The following is a 20,302-nucleotide window of genomic DNA, read 5'->3' as shown; positions in this document are numbered from 1 at the left end:
GACGGCACAGGGGACGACGGCACAGGGGACGACGGCACAGGGGACGACGGCACAGGGGACGACGGCACAGGGGACGACGGCACAGGGGACGACGGCACAGGGGACGACGGAGGCGGAAGTTTGCGGGAGCTGGATGGGGCGGTTCGCTGAGGGTGTCGGTGCGGGAGTGACGGTGGGCGGGTTGGCTCGCCTTTTCGGCAGGGTTCCTCTTCAGGCGGCCCGCGAATGCGTACCTGAGGGGCGGATACCTGGCCGGGAGTGGATGCTCGGCCCGGAGTGAATGAATGGTTAGCCGGGAGTGGATGCTTGCCCCAAGGGCGTGGTCGCAGGGTGAGTAGCGGTGGTTGATGGCTGCTCTCCCCCAGGGGGTGGCGAGGGCTTGGGGGTAGTGCGGCTGGGGTGGTTGCGCGGGGGTTGGCTCGTTACGGGGGCTGGTTGTTCTGGGCCCGGGGGTTATGTGGGGAGTAGGCGGTAGTGGAGGCAGACGATTGTGGAGGTGTCGTTCACCTCGTGGCCCAGGGATGACCAGTAGCGTTGGTGGACTTCGCGCCAGTGCTGGATCGAGGTGAATCCTTCGCCTTCCGCTTCGGCGAACTCCCACGGCACCTCGGCGAACGGCACCAGCGCCACTGAGGTGATCTCGATGGTGGCGGCCTTCTCGCCGGCGTCGTTCACGAGGATCAGGTGTTCGCCGACGTGTTCGACCTCTTCGCCCTCCGCCTCGTAGTCGAGGGGCAGGAGACCGGCGGTGGCGGTCTTCGCGCCTGAGAGGGTGAGGTCGGTCAGCAGGGTACGCACCTTGCCGGGCGTGCCTAGGGCGAGGACTCTGCGTCCGTCGATGCGGGGCCACATGCGCGCATCCTAGAAGACGGGGATGATCTCCTCCGGGTCGATGACGTTCACCTCGACGCCTTCCAGGTCCAGTTCGGGAATGGCGGGGAAGGCGATGCCCCATCGTTCGACGATCGCGCGGACCTTCGCCATGGCCACGCGCCAGTTCTCCTTCTGTTCCTCGTACGAGAGCACGCCCAGGCCCGCTTCCCTGGCGTGGTTCATCAGGACGCGGTGGTTGTCGAGGAAGTACGGCGGGAGTTCCCAGAAACCTTCCGGCGGCTCCCAGAGAATCATGGAGAGGAACACGAAACCGGCCCGCAGCTGGCGGGTGATGAGGCTGCGGGTCTCGTCGGTGAGGCCCGGCCATTCGTTTTCCAGAATGGTCATGCAGATTTGCAGGTGGCGGGACTCGTCGAGGCCGATGCGTTGGAACATCTCGCCGAAGACCGGATGCCGGGTGCCCGTGGCCATGCCTCTGAACAGCGTGGACGCGGCCATCTCGCCCATCATGAAACTCGTGAACAGGACCGGCAGCGAGTATCTTCCGACGGCGCTGGTGTAGCCGGTCCAGTAGCGGCCGCCGTTGTGGTAGAGCCAGCCGATGTTGTTGTGGGCGGCTTTTTCGAGATCGTCTTCGGGGGTCCAGTTCAGGGGGCCGCCGGGCCACAGCCGGGCTATGGTGCGCTGGCAGCACTCCTCGTGGTTCATCTCGTCGCGGGTGATGGAGAAGAAGCACTTCCTGACGGGGTCTTCCTCGTGTTTCTCGAAAGCCTGGATGGTTGCGCGGGCGAACACGGCCGGGCCCGAGGCGTCGAAATTGGCGAGGACGGCGAACCAGTACATGATGCCCAGGCGCTGTTCGCGGGTGAAGTCGTCGGGGTTGAGGCCGTCCCATGGGAGGTCGGCCGGGTTCCAGAGTTTGCGCTTGGACTTCTCGTAGATGGCCGCGAGTTTCTCGGTCTCCACGCGCCATTCCATCGGATAGATGTTGGGCTGCGGGATCTCCGGCGCGGGCCAGAAGCCGCCTTCCGGGATCGTGAGGTCCGCCATGGCTGTGACACCTCCCCTGCCATCCTGCGTGGCGGCGTCACGCCATGCAAGCATCGCCGCGGCCCGGTGCGTACGTCGTCGTGCCAGGGCTTTCCCCCTACGAGCGGGTGCGCTGCGTGACGGCGACGCAGGCCAGGACGGCGAGTGCGGCGGCCACGGTCGCCGGGCCGAAACGTTCGCCCATCAGGACCCAGGCCCAGATGAGGGTCAGCAGCGGCTGCGCCAGCTGGGTCTGGCCGGCTCTGGCGATGCCGCCTCTGGCCAGACCGGCGTACCAGGGGATGAAGCCGAGGAACATCGAGATCAGCGCCACGTAGGCGAAGCCGGCCAGGGCGGGGGCGGTCGGCGTGATGGGGGTGGTGAGGGCCAGGACCGCGGTGATCACGGCGGTCAGCGGGAGGGAGAGGACGAGGGCGTGGCTGATCACCTGCCAGCCGGGGGTCGTCCTGGTCAGGCGGCCGCCTTCGGTGTAGCCGAGCGCGGCTGACAGGAGGGCGCCGACCAGGAGCAGGTCCGGCCAGGCGGCGCCGGCCTGGCCGCGGGTGAGGGTGAAGGCGATGATCGCGGCGGCGCCGGCGGCGCAGGCGGCCCAGAACAGGGGGCGGGGGCGTTCGCCGGCCCGTACGACGGCGCAGGCGGCGGTCGCGGCGGGGAGCAGGGCAATGACGACGGCGGCGTGGGAGGTGCTGGCGCCCAGGTCGAGGGCGAGGCTGCTGAACACCGGGAAGCCGAAGACCACGCCCAGGGAGATCACGGCGTAGGAGGGCCAGTGGCGGCGCGGCGGGAGGAGGGGCAGGCGGGCGGCCTTGAGGCAGACCAGGGCGATGACGCCGGCCACGGCGGCGCGGCCGATGGCGACGAGCCAGGGGTCGAAGCCGCGCATCGCGTAGACGGTGCCGGGGAAGCTGCCGGAGAAGGCCAGGACGCCCAGGAAGGCCAGCATCGTCCCTTGGCGGGCGCGGGCGGTGGCTCCGCCGGTTCCTGTCCGGGCGTCGCTGAGGGTGGCGGTGCCGCCGGTGGCGGGAGAGCCGGTGGGGGTTCTTGTGGGGGCGGCAGGAGGTGCTACTCGGTTTTGGGCGGTAGCGCTATCCTTGTCTTTCATGACCAACGATAGCAGTATCGCCCAGATTGCGGCGATACTGCGTGAAGAGGCCGCTCGGCTCGGGCCAGGTGCGCGGCTGCCGTCCAGCCGGGAGATCATGCGGCGGCACAACGTCAGCCCAGTGACGGTCTCGCGCGCCATCGGCCAGCTCGCCGCCGAGGGGCGGGTGGTGTCGCGTCCGGGAAGCGGGGCGTTCGTGGCGCCGCGGCAGGTCGTGCGCGGTCAGGACCCTCTGGACCTGTCCTGGCAGACGGTCGCCCTCGGCGACCGGGTGGTGGACGACGGGCCGGTGGCGGCGCTGCTGGCGCAGCCGTCCGAGGAGGTGGTGCCGCTGACCGGCGGCTACCTGAACCCGGGGCTGAGGCCGGACAGGCAGCTCGCGGCGGCTGCCGCGCGGGCGGTGCGCCGTCCGGACGTCTGGGCGACGCCGCCGTTGACCGGCCTGCACGAGCTGCGCGGCTGGTTCGCCCGTCAGGCCGGGGGCGACGTGACGGCGGCGGACGCGCTGATCGTCAGCGGCGGCCAGGCGGCGCTGACGCACGCGTTCAGGGCACTGGCGGCCCCCGGGACGCCGGTGCTGGTCGAGACGCCCACCTATCCCGGGGCGCTGGCGGCGGCCAAGGCGGCCGGGCTGCGGGCGACGGCCGTGCCGATGGACCGCGACGGCGTACGGCCGGATCTGCTCGCCGAGGCGTTCGCCGTCACCGGCGCGCGGGTGTTCTTCTGCCAGCCCACCCTGCACAACCCCACCGGCGCGACGTTGCCCTTGGAGCGGCGCGCGCAGGTCCTGGAGGTGGCCAGGGCGGCGGGGGCGTTCGTGATCGAGGACGACTACGCCCGCTACCTGTCCCCCGCCGCTCCCCCGTCGCTGGCCTCCATGGACGCGCACGGCACGGTCGTCAACGTGGGCTCGCTGACCAAGATCCTGTCTCCCAGCCTGCGGGTGGCCGCGGTCGTGGCACGCGGGCCGGCCGCGCACCGGCTGCGGGCCAGCCAGCTCGTCGAGTCGTTCTTCGTGGCGCGGCCGTTGCAGGAGACGGCGCTGGAGTTCGTGGGCTCGGCGGCGTGGGGCAGGCATCTGCACACCGTGCACGCCGAGATCGCCACCAGGCGGGACGCGCTCGCCGCGGCGCTGGCGGTCCACGTGCCCGGGGCGGAGGTGCATCTGATGCCGATCGGCGGCCTGCACCTGTGGTTGCGGCTGCCCGCGGAGGTGGACGAGAACGCTCTGGTCGAGACTGCGAGGCGGTACGGGACGTTGGTGAGCCCTGGGCGGATGTACTACCCGTCGGAGCCGCCGGGGCCGCGGATCAGGGTGACGCACATGGCCGCCGCCAACCTGACGGTGCTGGTGGAGGGGGTACGAAGGCTCGGGCAGGCACTGGACACACAGGCCCGGTGATCGGCTGCCCGGCAGAGGCGCCGGCAGGGGCGACAGGGGCGCGCCCGGCCGCCGCCGCCGCATCGGCCCCGCTGCCACCGCCGTCAGCGGATGCCGATCGCCACGCGGATCGACGCGCGGATCGACGCGCGGAAACGGCGGGGCGAACGGGGTAGGCGGATGGACGCGCGGAAGGGGCGGGCGGTGATGGGCGGCGCGGACGGCCGCGACCGCCGCCGTATCGGCCGTCACCGCAGTCGGCGGGCGCTGATAGACACGCGCGGACGCCACGCGGGCCGACAGCGCGGAGAAGCGCGCGCTGGGAGCGAACGGTGACAGGCGGAGGCGGGCAGAGGTCGACCGAGGCGGGCGAAGGTAACGGAGGGCGGAAATATACGGAGGCGACCGAGGCGGGCGGACGTAAAGGGAGGCGGGCGGAGGTAGACGAAGGCGGGCGGAGGCCGTTGAAGGGGCGAGCCATCCCAGACGAAGGCCATCGGACGGCGTCGGAACGGCGAACCATCCCAGACGAAGGCCATCGGACGCCGTTGAAGCGGCGAGCCATCCCAGACGAAGGCCATCGGACGGCGTCGGAACGGCGAGCCATCCCGGCCGAAGGCCCTTGGAGGGGGTGGGAGCGGGGAGTCGCCCCGGGTGGAGGGGATGTGTTGTCGACAGGCTAGGGAATCGTTCGGGGTCGTGGTGGTCGATGCGGGTATGCGGTGACAACAGCAAGACACGCGCTTACCGGGCGCGGAAGCGGGGTTCGCGTCGTCTCCAAGGCTCAAACACCGATACGGTGTAACTCGTGCCTTGTGGCACGAACGGCAGGCGAAGGAGCGGGCCGAGATGGCAGACGTAGGCGTCCGGGCGGCCCGGCGCGAGGATGTTCTCCAGGTTGCGAATACTCAGATCCGCGCCTGGCGCTACGGATATCGGGAGTTCCTCCCGGAAGGCCCACTCGAGCAGATGACGGGGCCGGCGGCCGAGAAGATGTGGCTGCGTCAGTGGGACGAGGCGATCGTCGCCCCGCCCGGCCCCTCGTGCCGGGTGCTGGTCGCGGTGGAGACCATCCTCGACACCGAGGGTTTCCCCGCGCTGGGTGCGGGCGGCAGCGCGGCGCTGACGACCCCGCGCGGCGGCGAGCGGGTGGTGGGGCTGGCCTCGCACGCCCCCGCCGAGGATCCCGACCTGGATCCCAGCAGGGTCGCCGAGATGCTGACGCTGCTGGTCGATCCCGACTTCGTGCGCCGCGGCCACGGCAGCCGCCTGCTCAACGCCACCGTCGACTACCTGCGTGAGGACGGCTTCCGCCAGATCGTCACCTGGGTGTTCGCCGACAACTACGCGGTGCTCGGTTTCCTGGAGTCGGCCGGCTGGGGCGAGGACATGGCCGAACGCGTCCTCGACATGGGCCGTCCGATCCGCATGGTCAGGCTCACCACGGATATCAGCTAGAGGTTCGACAGCATGGCAACCCCCGGTCAGTGGATCGCGGGCGCGCGCCCGCGCACGCTTCCCAACGCCGTAGTCCCCGTCATGGTCGGCACGGGCGTGGCGATCGGCGACGGCGGATTCGTCTGGTGGCGCGCGGTCCTGGCGCTGCTCGTGGCGCTGTCCCTGCAGATCGGCGTCAACTACGCCAACGACTACAGCGACGGCATCCGCGGCACCGACGACCAGCGCGTCGGCCCGATGCGGCTCGTGGGCTCGCGGGCGGCCACGCCCCGGCAGGTCCTGACGGCGGCGCTGGGCTGCTTCGCGGTCGCGGCGGTGCTCGGGCTGGTGCTGGTGGTCGTGACGCGGGCGTGGTGGATCCTGCTGGTGGGGGTCGCGTGCATCGCGGCGGCCTGGTTCTACACCGGAGGCAAGCGGCCCTACGGCTACCGCGGCCTGGGCGAGCTGGCGGTCTTCGTGTTCTTCGGCGTGGTCCCGGTGATGGGCACCGCGTACGTGCAGACCGAGCAGCTGAGCTGGACGGCGTTCCTGGCCTCGATCCCGGTGGGGTTGCTGTCGTGCTCGATGCTGGTGGTCAACAACCTGCGCGACGTCCAGACCGACGGCACGTCGGGCAAGCGCACGCTGGCGGTGGTGCTCGGCGCCGAGCGCACCCGGGCGTTGTACGTGTTGTGCCAGGTGGTGCCGTTCGTGGTGGCGCTGGCGATGATCGCGGTCACGCCGTGGGCGGCGCTCGCGGCGCTGGCCGCGCCGCTCGCGGTCACGCCGATCAGGACCGTGCTGGGCAAGGCCGTCGGGCCGGCGCTGATCGCGGTCCTGCAGCAGACGGGCAAACTGCAGATGGCGTACGGCCTGCTGTTCGCGGTCGGCTTGGCCATCACGCTGTAGACACCCGGTCACGGCCGCCGGCGCGGCGATCACGCTGTAGAGAGCCAGTACGGCGGCCGGCTTGGCGATCACTTTGTAGCCAGGGCACAACTGGCTCCCAGCACGCTCGTATGTCCGGATAAATAACCAGGTCACCCCCCTACGGTTCACTGTGTGCGCACACACCCAGCGACCCTCAGGAGGGGCCATGGAACAACGCGGGATCGAACTGGTCTCGGCCGGCGAACGGTACGGCCGCCCGCGTGACCTGCTTTTCCTCTGGTCCGGGACGACGATGGGCATCTTCACCCTCGTCTACGGCATCACGATCGTGGCGGCGTTCCAGCTCAGCTTCACGCAGGCGGTCATCGCGATCGTCATCGGCAACCTGCTGTCGTTCCCGCTGGTCGGCCTGACCAGCCTGCAGGGCCCGGCCACCGGCACCTCCACCATGGCGGTCTCCAGGGCCGCCTACGGCCCCAAGGGCGCCCGCGTGCTCAGCTTCTTCGGCTGGCTCAACATGGTGGGCTTCGAGGCCGGCGGCATGGTGCTCATCACGTTCGCGGCGCTGTCGCTGCTGGAGCAGGCGGGGGTGAGCGACCAGGGGCTCGGGCTCAAGGTCGTGGTCATCCTGGTGGCGGCGGCGATCCAGCTCGTGCTGCCGCTGATCGGGCACGCCGCGGTGATGAAGGCGCAGAAGTACTTCACCTGGGTGTTCGTGGTGCTGTTCGGCCTGATGGCGATCCTGATCGCGCCCAAGGTGGAGCTCGGGGGCGGCGGCGGGTCGGCGGACTTCGCCACGTTCACGATGGCGATCGCGATGATCATGTCGGCGGGCGGGCTGTCGTGGGGGCCGCTGGGCGGCGACTACTCCCGCTACCTGCCGGCGAACTCCTCCAGGAAGGCGGTCTTCGGGTACGCGGCCCTGGGCGGGTTCGTCCCGTACGTGCTGCTGATGACGCTCGGGGCGGCCGTGGCGACCGTGGTCAAGGACAACACCGACCCGATCTCGGGGCTGCCGGGCGCGCTGCCGCAGTGGTTCGTGGTGCCGTACCTGCTGCTGGCGATCGTGTCGTTGTTCGCGGTCAACACCACCGACCTGTACTCCTCGGGGCTGAACCTGCAGGCGGCCGGGATCAAGGTCAAGCGCTGGGTGGCGGTCGTCGGCGACCTCGTGCTCTGCGTGATCATCACGTTCGTGGCGGTCACCTCGAACAGCTTCAACACCATGCTCAACAACTTCCTCGCGCTGCTGATCATCTGGCTGGCGCCCTGGGCCGGGGTGTACATCACCGACTGGCTGCGCAGGAGGGGACGCTACGACGCCGAGGCGCTGTTCGACGAGCAGGCGCCCGGCCAGGTCCGGTGGCCGGCGATCATCGCGCAGGTCCTGGGCATGGTGGCGGCGGCCCTGTGGATCAACTCGGCCGTCTTCGTCGGGCCGCTGTCGCAGGCGACGGGCGGCAGCGACTTCAGCATCTTCGCGGGCTTCCTGGTGGCGGGCGCGGCCTATGCGCTGCTCGTCCCGCGGCCCGCCGTACGGACTGTGGAGGCATGATGGACCGCGACCTGCTGGACGTGGCGTACGGGCGGCGGCCCGCGGACACGATCATCGCGAACGGCACGCTCGTCAACGTGCTGACCGGCGAGCTCTACCCGGCCGAGATCGGCATCGTGGGCGGCCGGATCGCCGCCGTCGAGCCGGCGCTGGAGCGCGGCCCGGACACCGAGGTGATCGACGCCCGCGGCGGCTACCTGGTCCCCGGCCTGATCGACGGCCACCTGCACATCGAGTGCAGCAAGCTGTCGGTCACCAGCTTCGCCGACCTGGTGGTGCCGTTCGGCACGACGAGCGTGGTGTCGGGGCTGGACCAGATCCTCGTGGCCGAGGGCCTGCCGGGCGTCCGGCGTTTCCTGGACGAGTCGGCGGCGACCGGCATGCGAATCTGGTGGGGTGCACCCGCCAAGGCGCCCTACACCGTGCCGGAGTCGACCGTCGGGCATCCGTTCGGTCCGGCTGAGCACAGGATCGCCCACGAATGGCCGGAATGTGTGGGGATCTGGGAGACCGTTCAGGAGATGGTGGAACACTCCGATCCTGCCGTCATGGAGGCCCTCGACCTGGCTCGGGAGCGGCGGCTGCCGGTGTTCGGCTGCGCGCCGCTGTCCGACCCGCGCCGGATCAGCGGTCTGGCGGCGGCCGGGGTGCGGCTCGACCACGAGTCCTACTCGCACGAGGAGATGCTGGAGAAGCTGCGCCGCGGCATGTACGGCATCATCCGCGAGTCCTCCGTCGCCCACTTCCTCGACGAGAACATCAAGGCCGTGGCCCTGGCCGGGTCCCGCAGGCTGGCGTTCTGCACCGACGACGTGCACGCCGCCGACGTGCTGGCGGGCGGCCACATGGACAAGCTCGTCCGGATGGCGGTCGCGGCGGGGGTCGACCCGGTGACGGCGATCCAGATGGCCACGGTGAACTGCGCGGAGATGTACCGCATCGACCACCTGGTGGGCAGCCTGTCCCCCGGCCGGTTCGCGGACGTGCTGATCGTCGACTCGCTGACCGACTTCCGGGTCCGCGAGGTGATCGCGAACGGCGTGCCCGCCGCCCGCGACGGCCGGATGGTCACGCCGACGCCCGCCCCCGAGCGCGGCCCGGTCCGGCCGTTCCCGATCGCCCCGGTCACCGCGGACGACCTGGTGCTGCGTGCCGAGGGCGAGCAGGCGACCGTGCTGACCCTCGGCTTCACCGAGCAGGTCTTCGTCCGCAGGAGGCGCGACGTGACCCTGCCGGTGACCGGCGGCGTCGTGGAGCCGTCCGTGGAGCAGGACGCGCTGCTCGTCACGGTCGTCGAGCGCTACGGCAAGACCGGCAACAAGCCGGTCGCCATGGTCAGCGGCATGGGCCTGCGGGCCGGCGCGATCGCCACCAGCGCGGCCCCCGACGACAACAACATCATCTGCGTCGGCGCCTCCCGCGAGGACATGGCGCTGGCCGTCAACACCGTCGCCGAGCAGGGCGGCGGCCAGGCCGTGGTGGTGGACGGCGAGGTGCGGGCGCTGCTGCCGCTGCCGGTCGGCGGCATCGTCTCCGACCTGCCGGCCGCCGAGATGGCGGTGCTGGAGGAGCGGCTCGACGACCTGGCCCGCGAGCTGGGCTGCACGCTGCCGGCGCCGCTGATGTACCTGTTCTTCCTGTCGATCACCGCGATCCCCGACTACGCCGTCACCGACCTCGGGCTGGTCGACTGCGTACGACTCGAGGTCGTCGACCCCATCCTCACGGAGGTTTGATCATGAAGGACTTCATCGCCGGTCTCCCCAAGTGCGAGCTGCACCTGCACATCGAGGGCACGCTGGAGCCGGAGCTCAAGTTCGACCTGGCCCGGCGCAACGGCATCGCGCTGCCCTACACGTCGGTCGAGGAGATGCGGGCCGCCTACTCCTTCGACGACCTCCCCTCCTTCCTCACGGTCTACTACGAGGGCATGCAGGTGCTGCGCACCGAGCCCGACTTCTACGACCTGGCCATGGCCTACCTGCGCAAGGCCGCCGAGCAGAACGTGCGCTACGCCGAGATCTTCTTCGACCCGCAGGCGCACACCTCGCGCGGGGTGCCGTTCGACGTGGTGATCCGCGGGCTGCGGCGGGCGCTGATCGACGCCGACCGGCAGCTCGGCGTGCGGGCCCAGCTCATCATGTGCTTCCTGCGCGACTTCCAGGCCGAGTACGCGATGGCGACGCTGCTGGAGTCGCTGCCGTACAAGGAGTGGATCGTCGGCATCGGCCTGGACTCCGACGAGAAGGGCAACCCGCCGGCCAAGTTCGCCGCCGTGTACGAGCGGGCCCGCCAGGAGGGCTACCTGCTGACCATGCACTGCGACGTCGACCAGGACAACTCGATCGAGCACATCCGGCAGGCGATCGAGGACATCGGCGTCGACCGGATCGACCACGGCGTCAACATCCTGGAGGACCAGCGGCTGGTGGACCTGGTGCTGGCCCGCGGCATCGGCCTGACCTGCTGCCCGATCTCCAACGGGTATGTCACCGACTCCATGAAGGCCGAGGGCATCCGCAAGCTCATGGAGCTCGGCGTGCGGGTGACGATCAACTCCGACGACCCGGCGTACTTCAACGGGTACGTGGGCGAGAACCTGGTGGCGCTGCAGGAGGAGCTGCAGCTCACCCGGGAGGAGCTGGCCCGGCTGGAGCGCAACGCGTTCGAGATCACCTGGCTGCCGCGCCACCTGAAGGACGCCTACCTGGCCGAGGTCGACGCCTACCTCGCCTGAGGGGTCCCGGGAAAACCTCCGGCGGGGCCCGCTTAGAACCCCGCTGGAGGGGCAGGCTGTCTGGTCGCAGGCGTGAGCCGCAGCCGAGCGCGAGGGATTTGTTGAACAGGACCGCTGTTCCGGCCGGAATCGACGAGTTCGAACGGGCACTGGCGCGGAGCGTCGTCATCGCCGCCCGTGCGATGCCCGACTCTCCGCTGGTCAGCGTGACGTTGTGCACCGAACGCAGCATCCGTTCGGCGGCGTGCGCGCACGCCCGCGCCGGGATGCTCGACGGCATGCAGTCGGCGGCCGGGCGGGGGCCGAGCTTCGACGCGATCGAGGCGGGGCGCGCGGTCACGGCGGCCGGTCTGGCGGCCGGCGACGCCCGCTGGGGCTCCTTCTGCCCGCAGCCGCACGGCATCCTCAGCCTGCATGCCGAGCCGCTGACCTCCCAGGGACGGCTGCTGGGCACGCTCAACCTCTACTCGGCGGGTGCGGGCGGCTTCGCCGCGCCGACGCACGTCGCCGCGCAGGTGAGCGCCGCGACGATCGGCGTGCTGTTCGACGTGGCGATCGGCGCGGCCCGTACGCGGGAGGTGTCGGCGCAGCTGAAGGAGGCGCTCGGCACCCGTCCGGTCATCGACCAGGCGATCGGGATCGTCATGGCGCAGCGTCACTGCACCGCGGACCGGGCGTTCGAGCTGCTGCGCAACGTCTCCCAGGACCGCAATCTCAAGGTGCACCACGTCGCGGCGACGATCGTCCGGTCGGTGAGCGGCGGCCCGCCGCAGCGTCCGCGGTTCGAGGATCCGCCGTCCGACGACCAGGGGTACCCGGCATAATCGCCCCATGCCCTCCTTTCTCGCCCACGACGGGACCGAGCTGGCCTACCACGCGTACGGGACGGGCGAGCCGCTGGTGTGCGTGCCCGGCGGCCCGGGACGCGCCTCCGTCTACCTGGGCGACCTCGGCGGCCTGCCCCGGCGGCTGATCCGGCTGGACGGCCGGGGCACCGGCGACTCCGCCATCCCGGCCGACCCCGGGACGTACCGGTGGGACCGGCTGGCCGAGGACGTCGAGGCGCTGCGTGAGCACCTGGGGCTGGACCGCATGGACCTGCTGGCGCACTCGGCGGGCGCGAACGTGGCCGTCCGGTACGCCGGGCTGCATCCGGCCCGCCTGAGGTCGCTGTGCCTGGTCGCGCCCTCGCCGGTCGCCGTCGGCCTCGTCCCGACGGAGGAGGACTGGCAGGCCGGTCTGGAGCTGCGCGCGCACGAGCCGTGGTACGCCGCCGCCCTGGCGGAGTTCCTGGCGGACGAGGGCCTGGAGCGCCACCGGTTCTTCTACGGCCCCTGGACCGAGCGCGCCGCGGCCCATTCCGCCCGTGCCGAGGAGGAGTGCGGCGAGGCCGCGGCGGACGGCTTCTACGCGCCGTCCCCGGCGACGCCCGAGGAGGTCAGGACCGGGCTGGCCGCGCTCGACGCGCCCGCGCTGCTGCTGACCGGCGACCTGGACGTCCACCCCTGTCGCCTCTACGCGCGGCCCTTCGCCGCCCTGTTCCGCGACGCCACGCTGGTGACGCTGCCCGGCGCCGGGCACTTCCCGTGGGTGGACGACCCGGGCGCGTTCGTCGCCGCGGTCTCCGGCTTCCTGGACGAGCTCGCCGGACGACGCGGCCTGACGCGCAGGGCATGATGGGGGTGGACGCCGGGACAGGAAGGACTCACCACGTGCGGCAGGAACTCGCGGTCACCAACGGGCAGGCCGCCGGGGTGCGCGGCGCGCTGGCGGGCAACCTGCGGCGCACGCGGCTGGCCCGGGGGTTCAGCGTCCGCGAGCTGGCCGAGCTGACCGGGGTGAGCAAGGCGCTGATCTCGCAGATCGAGCGCGGCGTGGCCAATCCGACGATCGAGGTGCTGACCCGGCTGGCTGGGGCGCTGGAGCTCACCTTCGCCGAGCTGACCCGTACCCGGCTCGCCGAGCCCGAGGTGCTGCGCAGGAGCGAGGGCCGGCCGGTGGCGGTGGGCGACACGACCGTGCGCGGCCTGTTCGCCGCGGCCGACCGGCGCCGGTTCGAGCTGGCCGAGGGCGAGCTGCCGCCGCTGACGCGCAGCGCCAGGAGCGCCCACGGCGAGGGGTCCGTGGAGCACGCCTACGTGGTGTCCGGCGAGGTGACGGTCGAGGGCGACACGTGGTCGGTGCGGCTGGGCGAGGGCGACGCGGTGCGGTTCGGGGCCGAGGTCGACCACGTCTACTCCACCGGCGAGCGCGGCTGCCGGATGCTCACGCTGATCTCCTACGACTAGCCGGGCCAGCGGCTGCTTCCGTCGGGCACGCTGGCCAGCAGCTCGCGGGTGTAGGGGTGGGCGGGGGCGTCCAGCACGCGGTCCACGTCGCCGGTCTCGACGCATTCGCCGGCCCGCAGCACGTACAGGCGGTCGGCGAGCTGGCGGACGACGGCCAGGTCGTGGGTGATGAACAGCAGGCCCATGCCCAGGCGTTCCTTGAGCCCGGCGAGCAGGGTGAGCACCTGCGCCTGCACGGAGACGTCGAGGGCGGAGACGGGCTCGTCGCAGACCAGCAGGCGGGGCTCGCCGGCCACGGCCCGCGCGATGGCCACGCGCTGCCGCTCGCCGCCCGACAGGCCGGCCGGGCGCTTGCGGGCGAGTGCGGGGTCGAGGCCGACCAGGCGCAGCAGCGCGGCGACGTCCGTGGGGCGTCCGTCGGCGGCGAGCGCCTCCTTGAGCGTCGCGCCGACGGTACGCGCCGGGTTGAGCGTCGAGTACGGGTCCTGGAAGATCATCTGCGCCGTCCGGCGGGCCTGGCGCACCGCCTGGCGGGACATGCGGGCGGGGTCGGAGCAGTCGAGCCCGTCGAGGGTGACGACGCCCGCGTCGGGGCGTTCCAGGCCGGTGACGCAGCGGGCCAGCGTGGTCTTGCCCGACCCCGACTCGCCGACGACGGCCACGACCTCGCCCGGCGCCACGGTCAGGTCCACCCCGGCCAGGGCCGGCCGCGACCCGCCCGCGTACGTCTTCCGCAGGCCCGTCACCGCCAGCAGCGGCGCGGCGGAGGTCCGCGGCGGCGACGGCACGCCCGGCGGGGGCGGCGGCGCCGCGGGCAGCGCGGCGGCCCGTAGGCAGGCCGACAGGCGGACCTGCGCGCCCGGCACCGGCACCAGGGCGGGGACGCCCGCGCGGCACTCCTCCCCCGCGTGCGCGCACCGGTCGGCGAACCCGCAGCGCCCGGCCACCGCGTCGTGGGCCGGCACCGAGCCCGGCACGGACGGGATGACCGGCAGCCGCCGGTCGGCGGGCGGCTCGGCGGCCAGCAGCGCCCGCGTGTACGGATGCCGCTGCTCCTTGCGCAGCTCGGCGGCGCGCCCGACCTCCATGACCCGGCCCGCGTACATGACCACGACCCGGTCGCACATCGAGAACGCCAGCCGCAGGTCGTGGGTGATGAGCAGGAACGTCATGTCGCGTTCGCGCTGGATGCGGCGGATGAGGGCGAGGACCTCGCGCTGCGTGGTGGCGTCGAGGGCGGTGGTCGGCTCGTCGGCCAGCAGGATCCGCGGCGCGGCGGCCAGCGCGCAGGCCAGGCCCACCCGCTGGCGCATGCCGCCGGAGAGCTGGAACGGGTAGCGGCCCGCCACCTCGCCCGGCAGGCCCACCTCGGCCAGCAGCCGCGGCACCTCGGTCTTGGCGTCGGCGCCGTCCGGCAGGCCGTCGGCGATCTGCCTGCCGGCCCTGCGCAGGGGGTTGAGCAGCGTGAACGGGTCCTGCATGAGCAGCGAGACCGTGCCGCCGCGCTGGCGCCGCCTGGCCCTGGGGTCGTCGTCGACCCGCCGTCCGTCGATCTCGACCAGGCCGGTGGACTCCAGCCCGGCGGGCAGCAGCCCGAGCAGCGCGCGGACGGTCAGCGACTTGCCCGAGCCGGACTCGCCCACGATCGCCACCGACTCGCCGGCGGCGACCTCGAAGGACACCTGCGACAGCAGCGTACGGCCGGTGTCCGGCTGCCGTACGGTCAGGTCGGCCACCCGCAGCATGGTCACCGGGCCCTCCGCTCGAAACGTTCGTGCAGCCAGTCGCCCACCAGGTTGAGCGCGGCGGCGGTGACGATCACGGCCAGGCCGGGCGCGATGACCGCCCACGGGTTGGCCAGCAGCTGGGTGCGGTTGTCGGCCAGCGTGCGGCCCCAGTCGGGCGATCCGGCCGGCACGCCCAGGCCGAGGAACGACAACGACGACAGCGAGACCAGGGCGAAGGCGAAGTTCAGGAAGGCAGAGGCCAGGCTGACCGGGACGATGTTGGGCCAGATGTGCCGGGTCATGATCCGCCAGGACGACAGGTTCTTGAGCAGGGCCGCCTCGACGTAGGGCCGGTGCCGCTGCTCCAGGACGGCGCCGCGCACCACGCGCGTGTCGGTGGGCGCGAACAGCACCACCAGCACGGCGACGGCCAGGCCGTAACCGCCGCCGAGCACGCCCGCCACGACGATCGCGACCAGCAGCGCGGGCAGCGAGAACATCAGGTCGGCCCAGCGCATGACCAGGGTGTCGGTCCAGCCGCCGAAGTACCCGGCGGCCAGGCCGAGCAGGTTGCCGATCAGCATGGACCCGGCGGCCACGGCGAACGCCCCCGGCACGGCGGTGCGGGCCCCCGCGACGAGCAGGCTCAGCACGTCGCGGCCCAGGTCGTCGGTGCCCAGCGGGTGGCCGGGGCCGGGCATGGAGATGCCGGTCATCAGGTCCTGCGCGGTGGCGCCGGGGACCAGCCAGGGCGCGAACGCGGCGGCGGCCACGACGACCACGAGCACGGCCAGCGCCAGCGGCACGGCGATCGGGAACCGGCGGATCACGGCACGCCCGCGCGTACGGACCGCCGCGGTCACGACGCGCCCCCGCCGAGCCGCACGCGCGGGTCGGCCACCGAGTAGGCGACGTCCACCAGCAGGTTGACGGCGGCGATCAGGAGGGTGAGCAGCAGCGCGAGCGCCTGCACCACCGGCACGTCCTTGAAGGTGACCGAGTCGACCAGCAGCGACCCGAGCCCCGGCAGCGCGAACGTGACCTCCACCAGCACGGTCCCGGCCAGCATGCCGGTGACGACGAGCCCGGCCGCGGTCAGGACGGGCACCAGCGAGTTGCGCATGGCGTAGCCGAGCACGACGGGCGCGCTCAGGCCGCGGGCGCGGGCGAAGACCACGTAGTCCTGGTCGAGCTCGCGGACGAGCGCGGCCCTGCTGAAGCGCAGCAGCATCCCGGCCGCCCCGGCCGCCAGCGCGACGGCGGGCAGCGTCAGGTGCCACAACTCGCTCGCGAGCCCCTCCCCCGTGCCGTAGACGGGGAACCAGCCGAGCCCGAGCGCGAACACCACGAGCAGCAGCAGGCCGACCGCGAACGGCGGCGCGCTCAGCCCCACCACCCCGGCGGTCACCACCAGCCGGTCGCTCGCCCGGCCCTTGCGCAGCGCGCCCAGCACGCCGAGCGGCAGGCCCGCCAGCGCGGCCAGGAGCGTGCCGTAGCCGGTCAGGACGAGCGTGCGCGGCAGGCGTTCGCCGAGCATCGCGGCGACCGGCTGGCCGGTCCTGATGGAGGTGCCGAGGTCGCCGCCGAGCACGCCGCCGAGCCAGCGCAGGTACTGGACGGCGACGGGGTCGTCGAGGTGGTAGCGGCCGCGCAGGGCGGCGATCGTGTCGGCGGTGGCCGGGCGGGTGCCGAGCAGGGTCTGCTGGATGTCGCCCGGGGCCAGGTAGAGCAGGCCGAACACGCCGGCCGACAGCAGCAGCACGACGGCCGCGGTGCCCGCGGACCTGCGCAGCAGGAACCCGGCCCAGCCCATCACAACACCCCGCCCCCGGTCAGCCAGCCGATCACGCGCTCCGCCGCGTCCCTGCGGTGGGCGGGCTCGACCAGCTCGTGACCCTCCCGAGGGTAGAGGACGAGCTGAGTGCTCAGGCCCGCCGCCGACCAGGCACGATAGAGCTGTTCCGCCTGGCCGGGAGGGGTGGTGCGGTCGCGTTCGCCGTGCAGGATCAGGGTCGGGGTGCCGGCCCTGGCGGCCTGGGCGGCGTGGTGCACGGGTGAGCGGGCGGCCAGGCGTTCGCGTCCCTCGCCGGTGGCCGGGTCGGCGCCGTCGTGGTAGAGCGGGTCGAAGCCGCCCGCGAGGTTGCTGGCGGTGGAGAAGCTCAGCCAGTCGCTCACGCCGGACATGACGACGGCGGCACGGAAGCGGTTCGTGCGGGTGACGGCCCAGGCGGTCAGGTAGCCGCCGTAGCTCAGGCCCATGACCGCGGTCCGGCCGGGGTCGGCGACACCCGCGGCGACCAGGTGGTCCACGCCGGCCAGCACGTCGTCCAGGTCCGCCGCGCCGACCTGGCCGATGACCGCGCGGGCGTAGTCCTGGCCGCGGCCGCTGCTGCCTCTGGGGTTCGGCAGCAGGACGGCGGCGCCGGCGTGCGCCAGCGGCAGGGCGAGCTGGTTGGACTCGGCGGGCGCGAACGAGCTGGACCACAACCAGGTGGGCCCGCCGTGCACCATGACGACCAGCGGCCTGGGGCCCTCTCCGGCGCCGGGGGTGGTGAGCAGCAGGCCGCTGACCGGCAGGCCGTCGCGGCCCGTCCAGGTGATCTCCTCCTGGTGTGCCGCCAGCCCGGCCAGCCCGGCGTTGAGCGCGGTGACCGGACGCCAGCCGCCCTCCCGCAGGACGGCCACGGCGACCTCGGGAGGCTGCTCGGGGCTCTCCCAGCAGGCCGCGGCCACCGTGCCGGTGCGGTCCACGGACAGCGAGGGCTGGCCGTCGCGGCCGCCCAGCGTGCCCCGGGCCGTCCAGCGGCTCAGCACGCGGCCGTCGGCGGCGCTGAGCACCCCGCCGTGCACGCCGGTGCCCGACCAGCCGGTGAACCACAGGGTGTCGTCGTCCAGCCAGCCGAGGTCGGTGACGTCGTCCAGGTCGCCCAGGTAGGCGACCTCCCCCGTGACCAGGTCGGCCCGCAGGACGCGGCCCGAGACGATCGACAGCCCCTCGACCACCACGGCGGCCCGTCCGCCCGGGGCCAGCCGGGGCCGGGCGAGCTGCCAGGACGTGCGGTGCAACGTGCGCACCTCGCCGTCTTCGACCAGGTCGAGCCGGGGGCGGTAGTACCCGGCGGGCGTCTCGTCCTCCGAGGTCACGGCCAGGGCGCGGCGGCCGCGCCAGTCGGCGTCCCACACGGTCAGGCCGGGCAGCGCGAGCTCGCGGGGACGGTCGTCGCCGATCTCGAACCAGGCCAGGCGGCGCAGCCGTCCGCCCGGCGTCAGGACGAACGGGTCGGACGGGTCGTCTACGCGCAGGCCCAGGTGGCTGCCGTCGCGCTCGCTGCCGGGGTCGGCCAGCCGGACCAGGACGGTGCCGTCCTCGCCGGGGATCAGGTCCTCGATCTCGCCGTCCACGCGGGCCCGCCAGCCGTCGACGGCCAGCTCGGACGGCGACGGCGTGCGCAGCAGCCGCCCGTCGGGCAGCCAGCGGACCGGGCCGTGGCACTCGCCCGCGGCCTCCATGGCGCCGTCGAGCCCGACGACGTGCGCGACGCCGTCGATCACGCAGGCGACGCGGTCGCCGCCGGGATGCAGCGACACCGACTCGGGATAGCGCATCCCGGCCAGCGCCTGGTGCACCTGAATGGGGTCGGTCATCAGCGTGCGGCCACCTTCGTCGCCCACGGGCCGACGAAGAAGTAGGGCCCGAAGCCCTCTGCGGCGACCGCCCTGCCGAACGCGGTGGCCGCCTCGCCCCACCACAGCGGCTGGTACGGCACGTCCGCCGCCGCCCTGACCAGCGCCTGGCCGAGCAGCTTGCCCCGGGCGGCGTCGTCGGTGCCCGCCTTGGCCTTGTCCAGCAGGCCGGTCACCTCGGCGTTGTCGTACTCGGCGATGTTGGTGCCGTTCTGGCCGGTGGCGCCGCCGTGCAGGAGCTGCTGGACGTACTCGGCGGGGTCGCCGGTGGTGGCGAAGTACCAGCCGAGGTAGACGCCGGAGCCGTGCTTGCCGAGGTCGGCGATCCACTGTTCGAGCGGCACCTCCTTGACCTCCAGCGTGATGCCGATGGTCTTGAGGTTCTCGGCCAGGGTGAGCGCCGCCCGCCCGAGCTGCGGGCCGCTGCTCGGGTAGGTGAGCGTGTCGGCGAACCCCTGCGGCGTGGCCGACTTCGCCAGCTCGGCCTTGGCCTGGGCCAGGTCGAAGCCGTACTGGGGGATGGACGCGTACAGGGCGGCGACCCCGGCCTCGTCCAGCACGCCGCCCCACTGGGCCGGGTCGGGGATGGCGGTGGCGACCTTGCCGTGGCCGCGCAGCACGCTTTTGACGATGCCGTCCCGGTCCACGGCGTGGGCGACGGCCCTGCGCACGTGCACGTCGTCCCAGGGCTTCTTGGCCGTGTTGAAGGCCAGCGTGACCAGCGAACGGTCGGCGGCGGTCAGCACCTGCGCGCCGGGCACCGCCTTCCACTGGTCGATCTGCTCGGCGGGCACGTTGAGCGCGACGTCCACGTTGTCGCCGCGCATGGCCAGCAGCCGCGTGGACTCCTCGGGGATGAAGTCGATCCTGATCTGCCGGAAGGCCGGCCTGCCGCCCCGGTAGGCGTCGTTGCGCTCCAGCGTGACGTGCGAGTCGGGGGCGAACTCGGCCACCTTGTACGGCCCCGTCCCCAGCAGCTTGCCCTCCGGCGTGCCGATGCGCTCGCCGGTGGCCTCGATGAACTTCGCGCTGGTCACCAGCAGCGTGCCGGGCGTGGGCACCCACGCGAACGCCGCGTCGGGGCTCTTGAGCGTGATCGTCACCTCGGCGTCGCCGGTGGCCTCGATCGTGTCCACGTTGGCGTAGGCATAGGCGAAGGCGGTGGTCGAGCCCTTCTTGGCGTGCAGGTTCAGGCTGGCGACCACGTCGGCGGCGGTGAGCGGGCTGCCGTCGGAGAAGGTCACGCCGGGACGCAGCTTGTAGACGTAGGTGGTGGCGTCCTTCCTGGCCCAGGACTCGGCCAGGGACGGCTGGAGGCTGCCGTCCGGGCCGACGCCGACCAGGGACTCCTGCACGAGGAGGGCGACGACGTAGTTCATGATGCCCGCCTCCTTGGCCGCGTCCAGCGACCCGATGGAGGAGGGCAGCGCGACGCGCAGGACGTCGAGGCTCTTCTTGGCGGCCGTCCCCGCCTCCTGCTCGGCCGGCCCGCACGCCGACAGCAGGCCGGGCAGCACGGCGAGCGCCCCCGCGAAGGCGGCGGACCGTAGGACAGAACGCCGGGAGACAGGCAGATCGGTCACGGGGGACCCTACTTTCACACGACCGGTCAACCC

Annotated in this window: 18 protein-coding genes; 10 read left to right on the top strand and 8 right to left on the bottom strand. The window is 72.6% G+C overall.

Annotated features, from left to right (window positions below; translation table 11 throughout):
- Nucleotides 1-453 precede the first annotated feature (453 nt).
- The 3 genes from ACIBST_RS45515 to ACIBST_RS45505 form a co-directional block, all read right to left on the bottom strand.
- Complete coding sequence (locus ACIBST_RS45515; protein WP_397179696.1) at nucleotides 454-852, bottom strand: ASCH domain-containing protein; 399 nt, start codon at nucleotides 850-852, stop codon at nucleotides 454-456.
- A 9-nt stretch (nucleotides 853-861) separates the two neighbouring features.
- Complete coding sequence (locus ACIBST_RS45510; protein ID WP_397179695.1) at nucleotides 862-1,884, bottom strand: hypothetical protein; 1,023 nt, start codon at nucleotides 1,882-1,884, stop codon at nucleotides 862-864.
- Nucleotides 1,885-1,981: 97 nt separating this feature from the next.
- Nucleotides 1,982-2,827 carry a DMT family transporter gene (locus tag ACIBST_RS45505; RefSeq protein ID WP_397179694.1) on the bottom strand — a complete coding sequence of 282 codons (846 nt, stop codon included), beginning with the start codon at nucleotides 2,825-2,827 and terminating at the stop codon, nucleotides 1,982-1,984.
- Nucleotides 2,828-2,984: 157 nt separating this feature from the next.
- Here ACIBST_RS45505 and ACIBST_RS45500 point away from each other — a divergent pair, with 157 nt between their 5' ends.
- The 10 genes from ACIBST_RS45500 to ACIBST_RS45455 all read left to right on the top strand — a co-directional run bounded on the left by ACIBST_RS45500 (nucleotide 2,985) and on the right by ACIBST_RS45455 (nucleotide 13,275).
- Nucleotides 2,985-4,388 carry a PLP-dependent aminotransferase family protein gene (locus ACIBST_RS45500; RefSeq protein ID WP_397179693.1) on the top strand — a complete coding sequence of 468 codons (1,404 nt, stop codon included), beginning with the start codon at nucleotides 2,985-2,987 and terminating at the stop codon, nucleotides 4,386-4,388.
- 610 nt (nucleotides 4,389-4,998) lie between these two features.
- Complete coding sequence (locus tag ACIBST_RS45495) at nucleotides 4,999-5,172, top strand: CGNR zinc finger domain-containing protein (protein ID WP_397179692.1); 174 nt, start codon at nucleotides 4,999-5,001, stop codon at nucleotides 5,170-5,172.
- A 164-nt stretch (nucleotides 5,173-5,336) separates the two neighbouring features.
- Nucleotides 5,337-5,825: a GNAT family N-acetyltransferase gene (locus tag ACIBST_RS45490; RefSeq protein WP_358298391.1), complete on the top strand. Its 489-nt coding sequence runs from the start codon at nucleotides 5,337-5,339 to the stop codon at nucleotides 5,823-5,825.
- Nucleotides 5,826-5,837: 12 nt separating this feature from the next.
- Nucleotides 5,838-6,713, top strand: a complete 876-nt coding sequence (locus ACIBST_RS45485) for a 1,4-dihydroxy-2-naphthoate polyprenyltransferase (protein ID WP_352320764.1) — start codon at nucleotides 5,838-5,840, stop codon at nucleotides 6,711-6,713.
- A 187-nt stretch (nucleotides 6,714-6,900) separates the two neighbouring features.
- Entirely contained in the window at nucleotides 6,901-8,250 is a 1,350-nt protein-coding gene (locus ACIBST_RS45480) for a purine-cytosine permease family protein (RefSeq protein ID WP_397179691.1), read from the top strand.
- Nucleotides 8,247-9,986, top strand: coding sequence for an adenine deaminase (locus ACIBST_RS45475; protein WP_397179690.1), 1,740 nt, complete (start codon nucleotides 8,247-8,249; stop codon nucleotides 9,984-9,986). Before ACIBST_RS45480 ends, ACIBST_RS45475 begins: the two co-directional genes overlap by 4 nt.
- 2 nt (nucleotides 9,987-9,988) lie before the next feature.
- Nucleotides 9,989-10,987, top strand: coding sequence for an adenosine deaminase (locus ACIBST_RS45470; RefSeq protein ID WP_387682093.1), 999 nt, complete (start codon nucleotides 9,989-9,991; stop codon nucleotides 10,985-10,987).
- 101 nt (nucleotides 10,988-11,088) lie between these two features.
- A complete protein-coding gene (locus ACIBST_RS45465) occupies nucleotides 11,089-11,811 on the top strand; it encodes a GAF and ANTAR domain-containing protein (RefSeq protein ID WP_397179689.1) in 723 nt (240 codons plus the stop codon).
- A 7-nt stretch (nucleotides 11,812-11,818) separates the two neighbouring features.
- Nucleotides 11,819-12,664, top strand: a complete 846-nt coding sequence (locus tag ACIBST_RS45460; RefSeq protein WP_397179688.1) for an alpha/beta fold hydrolase — start codon at nucleotides 11,819-11,821, stop codon at nucleotides 12,662-12,664.
- A 35-nt stretch (nucleotides 12,665-12,699) separates the two neighbouring features.
- Nucleotides 12,700-13,275 carry a helix-turn-helix domain-containing protein gene (locus ACIBST_RS45455; RefSeq protein ID WP_397179687.1) on the top strand — a complete coding sequence of 192 codons (576 nt, stop codon included), beginning with the start codon at nucleotides 12,700-12,702 and terminating at the stop codon, nucleotides 13,273-13,275.
- On the opposite strand, the gene ACIBST_RS45450 is transcribed toward ACIBST_RS45455, so the two are convergent.
- The 5 genes from ACIBST_RS45450 to ACIBST_RS45430 are packed head-to-tail and all read right to left on the bottom strand — an operon-like array spanning nucleotide 13,272 to nucleotide 20,269.
- Nucleotides 13,272-15,020: an ABC transporter ATP-binding protein gene (locus tag ACIBST_RS45450; protein WP_397179707.1), complete on the bottom strand. Its 1,749-nt coding sequence runs from the start codon at nucleotides 15,018-15,020 to the stop codon at nucleotides 13,272-13,274. The genes ACIBST_RS45455 and ACIBST_RS45450 overlap by 4 nt on opposite strands.
- 2 nt (nucleotides 15,021-15,022) lie before the next feature.
- Complete coding sequence (locus ACIBST_RS45445) at nucleotides 15,023-15,865, bottom strand: ABC transporter permease (protein WP_397179686.1); 843 nt, start codon at nucleotides 15,863-15,865, stop codon at nucleotides 15,023-15,025.
- Complete coding sequence (locus ACIBST_RS45440) at nucleotides 15,862-16,815, bottom strand: ABC transporter permease (protein ID WP_397179685.1); 954 nt, start codon at nucleotides 16,813-16,815, stop codon at nucleotides 15,862-15,864. Before ACIBST_RS45440 ends, ACIBST_RS45445 begins: the two co-directional genes overlap by 4 nt.
- Nucleotides 16,815-18,647 (bottom strand): prolyl oligopeptidase family serine peptidase, encoded by a 1,833-nt coding sequence (locus ACIBST_RS45435; protein ID WP_397179684.1) that lies wholly within the window; start codon nucleotides 18,645-18,647, stop codon nucleotides 16,815-16,817. Before ACIBST_RS45435 ends, ACIBST_RS45440 begins: the two co-directional genes overlap by 1 nt.
- Nucleotides 18,647-20,269, bottom strand: coding sequence for an ABC transporter substrate-binding protein (locus ACIBST_RS45430; protein ID WP_397179683.1), 1,623 nt, complete (start codon nucleotides 20,267-20,269; stop codon nucleotides 18,647-18,649). Before ACIBST_RS45430 ends, ACIBST_RS45435 begins: the two co-directional genes overlap by 1 nt.
- Nucleotides 20,270-20,302: the final 33 nt, after the last annotated feature.

It is taken from the genome of Nonomuraea sp. NPDC049684 (assembly GCF_044465345.1).
Lineage (GTDB): Bacteria > Actinomycetota > Actinomycetes > Streptosporangiales > Streptosporangiaceae > Nonomuraea.
The sequence above is the reverse complement of the archived record's forward strand: the minus strand, read 5'-3'. Positions and strand labels throughout refer to the sequence as shown.

What these genes read in the sequence shown, in the direction of transcription:
- ACIBST_RS45500 (WP_397179693.1), top strand. Translation starts at nt 2,985, where the DNA reads ATGACCAACGATAGCAGTATCGCCCAGATTGCGGCGATACTGCGTGAA.
- ACIBST_RS45450 (WP_397179707.1), bottom strand. Translation starts at nt 15,020, where the DNA reads ATGCTGCGGGTGGCCGACCTGACCGTACGGCAGCCGGACACCGGCCGT.
- ACIBST_RS45515 (WP_397179696.1), bottom strand. Translation starts at nt 852, where the DNA reads ATGTGGCCCCGCATCGACGGACGCAGAGTCCTCGCCCTAGGCACGCCC.
- ACIBST_RS45470 (WP_387682093.1), top strand. Translation starts at nt 9,989, where the DNA reads ATGAAGGACTTCATCGCCGGTCTCCCCAAGTGCGAGCTGCACCTGCAC.
- ACIBST_RS45475 (WP_397179690.1), top strand. Translation starts at nt 8,247, where the DNA reads ATGATGGACCGCGACCTGCTGGACGTGGCGTACGGGCGGCGGCCCGCG.
- ACIBST_RS45440 (WP_397179685.1), bottom strand. Translation starts at nt 16,815, where the DNA reads ATGGGCTGGGCCGGGTTCCTGCTGCGCAGGTCCGCGGGCACCGCGGCC.
- ACIBST_RS45435 (WP_397179684.1), bottom strand. Translation starts at nt 18,647, where the DNA reads ATGACCGACCCCATTCAGGTGCACCAGGCGCTGGCCGGGATGCGCTAT.
- ACIBST_RS45480 (WP_397179691.1), top strand. Translation starts at nt 6,901, where the DNA reads ATGGAACAACGCGGGATCGAACTGGTCTCGGCCGGCGAACGGTACGGC.
- ACIBST_RS45505 (WP_397179694.1), bottom strand. Translation starts at nt 2,827, where the DNA reads ATGCTGGCCTTCCTGGGCGTCCTGGCCTTCTCCGGCAGCTTCCCCGGC.
- ACIBST_RS45460 (WP_397179688.1), top strand. Translation starts at nt 11,819, where the DNA reads ATGCCCTCCTTTCTCGCCCACGACGGGACCGAGCTGGCCTACCACGCG.
- ACIBST_RS45510 (WP_397179695.1), bottom strand. Translation starts at nt 1,884, where the DNA reads ATGGCGGACCTCACGATCCCGGAAGGCGGCTTCTGGCCCGCGCCGGAG.
- ACIBST_RS45485 (WP_352320764.1), top strand. Translation starts at nt 5,838, where the DNA reads ATGGCAACCCCCGGTCAGTGGATCGCGGGCGCGCGCCCGCGCACGCTT.
- ACIBST_RS45490 (WP_358298391.1), top strand. Translation starts at nt 5,337, where the DNA reads ATGACGGGGCCGGCGGCCGAGAAGATGTGGCTGCGTCAGTGGGACGAG.